The sequence below is a fragment of the Pelosinus propionicus DSM 13327 genome, assembly GCF_900114615.1.
Lineage (GTDB): Bacteria > Bacillota > Negativicutes > DSM-13327 > DSM-13327 > Pelosinus > Pelosinus propionicus.
In genome coordinates this window covers 1-8,413 of sequence record NZ_FOTS01000093.1, presented here as the reverse complement: position 1 = coordinate 8,413, position 8,413 = coordinate 1, and the positions used below count along the sequence as shown (strand labels likewise).

The window sequence follows — 8,413 nt, the reverse complement described above, 5'->3', positions numbered from 1 at the left end:
AGACGCTTCGGTGATCTCTCGATTCTCCCCATTCGGGAGTACGTAGTGTACAGTTTGCTATAATCCAGCCTTTCTAACACTGCGCTGAGTAACCGTACCGAGTCATCTTCTGGGATCATCTCGCCGATGTCCATCGGCAAGACTAGTTGATATATATTTGTGTCTGTTATATAATTTGCTTGTATTTTCATGTTCCAACAAACTTGATTTTACACAAAAAAATGGCTCCCGGCTACTGCCGGTTGCCATTTTTGTTTTTTAGGGCTAGTGCGACAGCCCCTTCTTTATTTTTTTATCCATTACACGCAATTTAGTTCCTAAGGAGCCATCAATGTAATATGGTTACTCCTAAAAAAGTCCGTATATTCAGTATCTGGTTTTTGATTCGTTACAAATACTTGTATATCCTTTAAGTCGTAATACGTTATCAATGATACTTTACCGAGCTTCGTATCATCTGCCAATAGTATTCTTTTATCGCAATGCTCTACGATATATCTTTTTATATCATACTCCAGAGATGAGGAGTTTGTGATCCCCTTTGCAATTGAGATTCCGGTGGTGGCTAAAAAGGCTTTAGAGATATTGTATTTTTTCAAGGAGCTTACGGCTCCTGAATCAACAAAAGAATTGGTTCGTCTAAATAGTGTTCCTCCTGTAGAAATCACATTTAAGTTTTGATAAGGAAGAGCTTTTAATATGACATGCAAATTATTGGTGATAATGGTTAAGTTCTTAACGTCCGACAAATAGGGTATCATGTGCATTGTGGTTGTCCCAGAGTCAATATAAATGATATCTCCATCTTCAATTAATGTACTAGCAAGCTTTGCGATAATTAATTTGGCATCTTTGTTTTTGACTTCTCTGGATTCAAAAGGCTCAGTCGTTTTTTTATCTGTTAAAATAATACCGCCATATACTTTTTTAATTTTGCCTTGCGACTCCAATTGATTAATATCTCTTCTCATTGTGTTCTTGGAAACATTGAACACACTACAAAGCTCTTCGATAGATGCTCGTTCTTTTTCAAGAATATAGTTTTGAAGCTCGCTGATTCTATCTTCTTTCATATTAAAACTCCATTTCACATTATTTATTCAATTGGCTCATATCCCGTATTAGTCTCCTTGAAGCCAAACATAACCATAATAATATTACCATAATACCATAATATGATCAGATATGTAACGGAATTTTCTTAAAAAATTAAATCTTGCATTAAAGTAATAGAATATACTATAATATAACCAAAATATAATAATAATATACCAAACTAAAAACAACAAGCGACAAAATGAAACTAAAATATCATCAAATTACGGTGGTGTAGAGAGGTGGTTAGGAATAATAGTAGCCAATGATGTAAAGATTTAATGATTCGACAGAAAGACCAGACGGGTTGCACAAGAAGTATGAAACAGCGATTGAATATAAAAGGAGAATGTTTTTTATGACAATAGCAAAATTAAAGTATAGCGTAAATGGAGAATGGAAAGAGTCGGCAACAACTACCTATATGCCAATTACGGATTCGAATACAGGAAAAGTGATTGCGGAGGCGCCATGCTGCACCGTTGACGAAGTCAACCAAGCAGTTAGCGCAGCGAAAAATGCATTTTCTGCTTGGTCTTCGACGCCTGTATCAGCAAGAGCTCAACTTATGTTTAAGTATAAAGTCATTTTAGATGCCCACCTGGAGGAGCTAGCCTTGTTGGTAGCTACAGAGTTAGGCAAAAATCTCAATGAAGCTCGCGGCGATGTTTTGAAGGCTATTGAAGTGGTAGAGTTGTCATGTTCTACTCCTGTGATGATGCAAGGTGATTCATTAATGAATGTCTCTCATGGTCATGACACGGTTATGTATAGAGAACCTGTAGGTGTATTTGCTGGTATTGTACCTTATAACTTCCCTGCGATGATTCCCTTTGGCTGGATGATTCCTCTCTGCATCGCTACAGGTAACACTTTTGTACTGAAAGCCGCCAGCCATGTTCCTCAAACCGCTGTAAGAATGCTGGAGTTGTTAATTGAGGCGGGACTGCCTAAGGGTGTTGTCAACTTGGTTACTTGCAGTCGAAAAGAAGCGGAAACGCTGCTGAAACATCCGGATGTTGCAGGCATTTGCTATGTTGGTTCCACTTCAGTAGGCCTTCATATTTATTCCACTGCGGCAGCTCATGGCAAGCGAGTCCAAGCTTTATGTGAAGCGAAAAATCATGCTTTAGTTCTTAAAGATGCTGCTTTAGAAATGGCAGCTACAAGAGTAATTAACTCAGGTTTTGGCTGCGCAGGACAGCGTTGTATGGCTCTTCCAGTGGTTTGTGTAGAAGACGAAGTGGCTGATGAATTCGTCGCTCATCTGGTAAGGCTTGCTAAAGAGCTTAAAGTAGGCCCGGCTTATGATCCTTCCTATGATTTAGGACCTGTTGTATCAGCCGAACAAAAACAAAGTATTGTAAATTGGATTCATAAAGGCGTTCAAGAAGGGGCCAAACTGATCTTAGATGGCAGAGATATTGTTGTTAAAGGCTATGAAGATGGTTTCTTTCTGGCACCAACTATTTTTGACCATGTAAAACCAGGAATGACGATTGGCGATGTTGAAATTTTTGGGCCTGTTGTATGTATTAAACGCGTAAAGAATTTTGAAGAAGGTCTTGCTGTAATGAATGCAAATCCATTTGCCAACGGTTCTTGCATTTTTACCCAGAGTGGCTATTATGCAAGAGAATTTGCAGCAAAAACCCATGGCGGCATGGTTGGAATTAATGTAGGTATTCCTGTTCCTCTTTCTGTATTCCCCTTTGCAGGACATAAGAAATCGTTTTTTGGTGATTTGCATTGTATGGGCAAGGATGGGGTTGCTTTTTTCACGGAAGCTAAATGTGTGACTAGCCGGTGGTTTAATGAAGAAGATAAAAAACACACCAAAGTAGACACCTGGGAAGGTACTATGACTCGTAAGTAAAAAATAGCTGAATTTGAAAGGAGGAAAATAATGTCTTTAGTTACATTAGAAAATGCATTGAAAAAGATTGGTAAGGGGACATATGGAATTGGAGCTTTTAATGTAGCAAATATGGAAATGGTTATGGGAGCTATAAAAGCAGGGGAGGAATTAAATTCTCCCATTATTCTGCAAGTTGCAGAAGGGCGGATGCGGTATTCTCCATTGCACCTTATTGGTCCTATGATGGTTGAGGCGGCTAAGAAAGCTGCTATTCCTATTGTTGTGCATCTGGATCATGGTGCTAGTATGAACGTCATTGACCAGGCACTGCAGCTAGGATTTAGTTCGGTAATGTTTGATGGATCCGCTTATTCTTTAGAACAGAATATTGTAATGACAAATAAAGTAAAGAGAATGGCTGCCGAATATGGTGCCTCTGTGGAAGCGGAAATCGGTAAAGTTGGCGGCAGTGAAGGGGATTATGAAAATGTAGAAGTGATGATCACTTCTGTTGCTGAAGCCAAAACATTTTATGAAGAAACGCAAGTTGATGCTTTGGCGGTAGCAATCGGAACAGCCCATGGACATTACAAAGAACAGCCTAAATTGCAGTTTAAACGGTTAGAGGAAATTGCTCAGGCTATTGATTGTCCTTTGGTCTTACACGGTGGTTCTGGACTTACTCCTGATGATTTTAAAAATTGCATACAGCATAAAATCAAAAAAGTGAATATAGCTACAGCATCTTTCGAAAATGTTGCTCAAAAAGTTAATCAATTGTCTAAGGGGTCGAAAGATATTACGTTCTTTCAGTATCTTGATACTGTGCTTGACGCGACATATGAAAATGTTAGAAACCATATTTTAATTTTCGGCAGCCAAAATAAAGCATAAAAATCCTTATCTTAAGTAAAGGTATTCCTTCAAAGGTATTTGTGAAAGTATTTGTAGTGAGTTTATAAAATTACAAAGTAAGGAGAACTCGTATGAATAAGCCGGTACATTTAAATACAGAGGATTATATTACTAGTTTAATTGTAAGAGCACGTCAAGCTCAAAATGTCGCCAGTGGTTACAGCCAAGAAAAGGTAGATGAACTGGTTACTGCTATTGTATGGAATATTGTAAAAGATGGACCAGCGCAAGAGATTTCTCAAATGGCTGTTGATGAATCAAGAATGGGTAATTATGAGTCTAAATATGCCAAATTAATGACGAAATGCAAAGGCACCCTCCGAGATATGAAGGGGAAAAAATCCGCTGGCATTATAGAAGTAGATGAAGGAAAGGGGCTTTTTAAGGTTGCCAAACCCGTAGGAATCGTCGCAGGAATCCTGCCATGTACCAATCCGGAAGCTACGCCTGTAATTAAAGCCATTATGGCAATTAAGACAAGGAATGCAATCATCCTTGCTCCCCATCCCCGGACGAAAAAAACGAATACCCATATTGTAAATATCATGCGAACTACACTGAAACAATACAATGCTCCAGAGGATTTAATTATTGGCATTGAAGAACCGACTCTTGAATCAACAAATGAATTAATGAAACAATGTGATCTAGTTGTTGCAACCGGCGGTGGAGCATTAGTAAAATCAGCTTATTCATCGGGAACTCCGGCTTATGGCGTTGGACAAGGAAATTCAGTTGTTGTAGTAGATGAAACTGCCGATTTGAAAGATGCTGCAAATAAAGTGATGCGCAGTAAAACGTTTGATTTTGCTACGAGCTGCTCTACTGAAAATTCGCTGGTTATTCAGAAAAAGATTTATGCCGAATTTGTAGCATGCCTTAAAGGCGAAGGAGGGTATTTGCTTAGTCCGGAACAAAAAACAAAGCTGCAGCAAGCCATGTGGGTGGATCATCATTTAAATGCTAAAATTATTGCTCAGCCAGTACAGACAATTGCTAGTGTAGCCGGAATAAACATACCAAAGAATTGTAAATTTATCATGGTGGAAGAAAACCAAATTGGTCCAAATTCTCCTTTTTCTGGTGAAAAGCTATCAGTGGTAGTGGCTTTGTTTCAATATGATCGCTTCCAAGAAGCAATCGATCATGTAAATGAGATTACCAACTACCACGGGAGAGGACATTCGTGCGGAATTCATTCTTTTAATGAAGAGCATATCAAGCAGCTGGCACTAGCGACAAAGACCAGCAGGATTATGGTTCGACAGCCTCAATGTCTGGCTAACAGCGGCGCATGGACGAATGGTATGCCAATGACGTTGACCTTAGGCTGCGGAACTTGGGGCGGAAATGCCTCGTCCAGCAATATTACGTGGAAAGATCTGCTGAATATCACATGGGTTTCGTCCCCAATCGAGCATACTATGCCAACGGATGAAGAACTATTTGGTGAAATCATGCTTAATAATAAAAATTAGCTGTTGCTTTGTTTGGTGTAGAATTGCTAGGAAAAGGGGTGTATTATGATCAAAATGATTACTTCGGCACAAGCGGCTAATCTTATTGAAGATGCTGCTACGATTGCTACGAGTGGTTTTGTTGGCAGTGCAAATCCAGAGGCACTAACGACTGCGTTGGAAGAACGATTTCTAAGAGACGGCAGACCATGTAATTTAACACTTGTTTACTGTGCTGGGCAAGGGGATGGAAAGGATTGCGGAGCCAACCACTTTGGTCACGAAAAGATGGTAAAAAGAGTAGTGGGCGGACATTTTAAAACCGCTCCCAAACTTAGCCAATTGGCCGTTGATGAAAAAATAGAGGCTTATAACTTTCCGCAGGGGACGCTTACTCAGTGGTTTCGTAATGTAGCCGGTAAGAAACCGGGTGTTATTACAAAAGTGGGCTTGAATACCTTTGTAGATCCAAGGATTGAAGGCGGAAAAATTAACAAGAAGACCACACAAGATCTTGTAGAGGTGATTGAGTTAGGCAATGAGGAATGGCTGTGGTATAAACCCTTTCCAATCGATGTTGCATTTATTCGCGGCACTACGGCCGATGAAAACGGAAATATTTCTATTGAGAAGGAGTGTGTTTCCCTAGAGCTTTTATCGATTGCCCAAGCTGCCAGAAACTCTGGAGGAATTGTCATTGTACAGGTAGAGCGTATCGTTAAGTCTGGCAGCCTGCATCCCATGAATGTAAAAGTTCCAGGAATTGTGGTCGACTATATTGTAGTAGCAGAGCAGGCAAATCATAAGCAGACATTTTCAGAAATCTATAATCCTGCTTATTCAGGGGAAATGAATGTATCAATGTTGTCAGATAACTGTACAATGCCACTAGACGAACGAAAAGTAATTGCCCGTCGCGCTGCGATGGAATTAATTCCGAATGCAATTGTTAACCTTGGTATTGGTGTTCCTGAAGGGGTTGCCATCGTGGCAAATGAAGAAGGGCTGGGAGATATGATGACTCTTACCGTTGAAGCAGGTCCTGTAGGTGGGATCCCCGCAGGCAATCTAAACTTTGGAGCCTCCAGTAATCCGGAAGCGATATTGGATCAGCCTTATCAATTTGACTTCTATGATGGTGGTGGCTTGGATCTAGCGTTTCTGGGGTTAGCAGAAACCGATAAGCATGGCAATATTAATGTAAGTAAATTTAAAGGCTGTGTTGCTGGTTGTGGCGGATTTATTAACATTACGCAAAACACTAAAGAAGTGATCTTTCTTGGTACCTTTATGGCAGGAGGATTAAAGGTTGAAGTAGCAGATGGGAAATTACATATCATTACAGAAGGGCGTAATAAGAAGTTCCTGGATCATGTTGAACAAATTACTTTTAGTGGCAAATATGCTAGGGAAAACAAGCAGCAGATTCTCTACATCACTGAAAGGGCTGTGTTTCGCCTAACGCCTGGTGGCATGGTTTTAATTGAAATTGCTCCGGGGATCGATCTTGAGAAAGATATATTAGCGCATATGGATTTTGAGCCGATTATAGACCGAGATCTTAAAACAATGGATCTTCGCATATTTAGAGAAGAAAAGATGGGACTTGGTAAGATCTTAAACAAAAGAGATCAAATATGTTCTTAATTATAAGTATTAATTCCTGAAAATTTGCAATGTTAAAATATTTGAAAAAAGTGATACTTAATATTGCAATTGCTCTTTGAATATACTAGAATGTAACTATAAAATAATAATAAAAATATTAATATAACCAAAATATGACCAATACATACAAAAAGATGTATATGTAAGAAAAAGGATGATGATTGTGTCGAACGTATTTTTAATTCCAAGAACCATTATTTCTGGGAATGATGCATTAGAGAAATCTGGTTCTTATTTAAAAAAATGTGGAAATAAAGCGTTTATCGTTACGGACAACATGATGGTGACCATTGGAAATGTTCAAAAATTAGTCAACGTATTAGATAAACAAGAGATCGGATATGAATTGTTTGCAGAAATTAATAGTGAACCTACGGATCAAATGGTTTATCAAGGGGTTAAAACGTATAAAGAAACGAAATGTGATTTTCTGATCGCTATAGGCGGAGGCAGTCCGATTGATACAATGAAAGCAATTGGTGCCATGCTGACAAATCCAGGAACATTAGCCGACTATATGGGAAAAGAAATCGCTACTCTGCCGCCTGCGCTAATTGCTATTCCAACAACGGCTGGAACTGGTTCAGAAGCGACTCAATTTACCATCATATCAGATACACAAACAGAGGTGAAAATGCTGCTAAAAGGAGCACCCTTATTACCTGCAATAGCGATTGTCGATCCAGAATTAACCCTTACTTCACCGCCTAACGTTACGGCAGCCACTGGCATTGATGCTTTAACTCATGCTATAGAAGCCTATACATCTCAGAAATCCCAGCCGATGTCAGATACGTTTGCAGTATCAGCAGTTAAAAGGGTTTTTAAAAATCTGTTGAAAGCCTATAAAAATGGCAAGGACATCGATGCAAGGAAAGAAATGTCCGTAGCAGCACTTGAAGCCGGCATTGCTTTTAATAACTCTTCTGTAACAATTGTCCATGGAATGAGTAGACCCATAGGAGCAATTTTTCATGTGCCTCACGGTTTATCCAATGCAATGCTTCTTTCTGAATGTTTAAAATTTGCTTTGGCTGGAAGTCCGGAACGGTTTTGTGATTTAGCAAAAGCAACGGGAATTTATGAAAATAATATGAGTGACTTGCAAGGCGGGCAAGCCTTTATAACAGAAGTAGAAAAATTATGTGCACAACTGCAGGTCAGCACGCCGGAACAATTTGGCGTAGATAAGAAGAAATACTTTGATCAGTTAGATAAGATGGCGGAAGATGCTTTAAAGAGCGGCAGCCCGCAAAATACAATACGAAATGTTGGAAAAGAAGACATCATCAATATTTACAAAGCGTTATGGAAGTAAATTAATAAAAGATACATAGTAAATAAATTAGATCAAATACAAAGCAAAAAAAGGAGGATACAATGAAACAACTTGAATTTGATAACAGCCGAAAATTTGACA

6 protein-coding genes and 1 pseudogene are annotated in these 8,413 nt (G+C 39.1%); 5 read left to right on the top strand and 2 right to left on the bottom strand.

The features are described from left to right. Both BMZ99_RS26105 and BMZ99_RS25105 read right to left on the bottom strand, forming a co-directional pair. Positions 1 to 191: pseudogene (locus BMZ99_RS26105) on the bottom strand (IS5/IS1182 family transposase); the annotation flags it as partial. Positions 192 to 317: 126 nt separating this feature from the next. Continuing rightward, complete coding sequence (locus BMZ99_RS25105; RefSeq protein ID WP_090944563.1) at positions 318 to 1,073, bottom strand: DeoR/GlpR family DNA-binding transcription regulator; 756 nt, start codon at positions 1,071 to 1,073, stop codon at positions 318 to 320. 380 nt (positions 1,074 to 1,453) lie between these two features. Here BMZ99_RS25105 and BMZ99_RS25100 point away from each other — a divergent pair, with 380 nt between their 5' ends. The 5 genes from BMZ99_RS25100 (at position 1,454) to BMZ99_RS25080 (ending at position 8,311) form a co-directional block, all read left to right on the top strand. Then, positions 1,454 to 2,971, top strand: coding sequence for a CoA-acylating methylmalonate-semialdehyde dehydrogenase (locus BMZ99_RS25100; RefSeq protein ID WP_090944560.1), 1,518 nt, complete (start codon positions 1,454 to 1,456; stop codon positions 2,969 to 2,971). 30 nt (positions 2,972 to 3,001) lie between these two features. Further along, positions 3,002 to 3,847, top strand: a complete 846-nt coding sequence (locus BMZ99_RS25095) for a class II fructose-bisphosphate aldolase (RefSeq protein ID WP_090944558.1) — start codon at positions 3,002 to 3,004, stop codon at positions 3,845 to 3,847. Positions 3,848 to 3,939: 92 nt separating this feature from the next. Further along, complete coding sequence (locus BMZ99_RS25090) at positions 3,940 to 5,346, top strand: aldehyde dehydrogenase family protein (protein ID WP_090944554.1); 1,407 nt, start codon at positions 3,940 to 3,942, stop codon at positions 5,344 to 5,346. A gap of 45 nt (positions 5,347 to 5,391) precedes the next feature. Beyond that, positions 5,392 to 6,972, top strand: coding sequence for an acyl CoA:acetate/3-ketoacid CoA transferase (locus BMZ99_RS25085; RefSeq protein WP_090944551.1), 1,581 nt, complete (start codon positions 5,392 to 5,394; stop codon positions 6,970 to 6,972). 184 nt (positions 6,973 to 7,156) lie between these two features. Beyond that, complete coding sequence (locus tag BMZ99_RS25080; RefSeq protein ID WP_090944548.1) at positions 7,157 to 8,311, top strand: iron-containing alcohol dehydrogenase; 1,155 nt, start codon at positions 7,157 to 7,159, stop codon at positions 8,309 to 8,311. Positions 8,312 to 8,413: the final 102 nt, after the last annotated feature.

Coding starts and splice junctions, on each gene's coding strand:
- BMZ99_RS25105 (WP_090944563.1), bottom strand. CDS start 1,073: ATGAAAGAAGATAGAATCAGCGAGCTTCAAAACTATATTCTTGAAAAA.
- BMZ99_RS25100 (WP_090944560.1), top strand. CDS start 1,454: ATGACAATAGCAAAATTAAAGTATAGCGTAAATGGAGAATGGAAAGAG.
- BMZ99_RS25095 (WP_090944558.1), top strand. CDS start 3,002: ATGTCTTTAGTTACATTAGAAAATGCATTGAAAAAGATTGGTAAGGGG.
- BMZ99_RS25090 (WP_090944554.1), top strand. CDS start 3,940: ATGAATAAGCCGGTACATTTAAATACAGAGGATTATATTACTAGTTTA.
- BMZ99_RS25085 (WP_090944551.1), top strand. CDS start 5,392: ATGATCAAAATGATTACTTCGGCACAAGCGGCTAATCTTATTGAAGAT.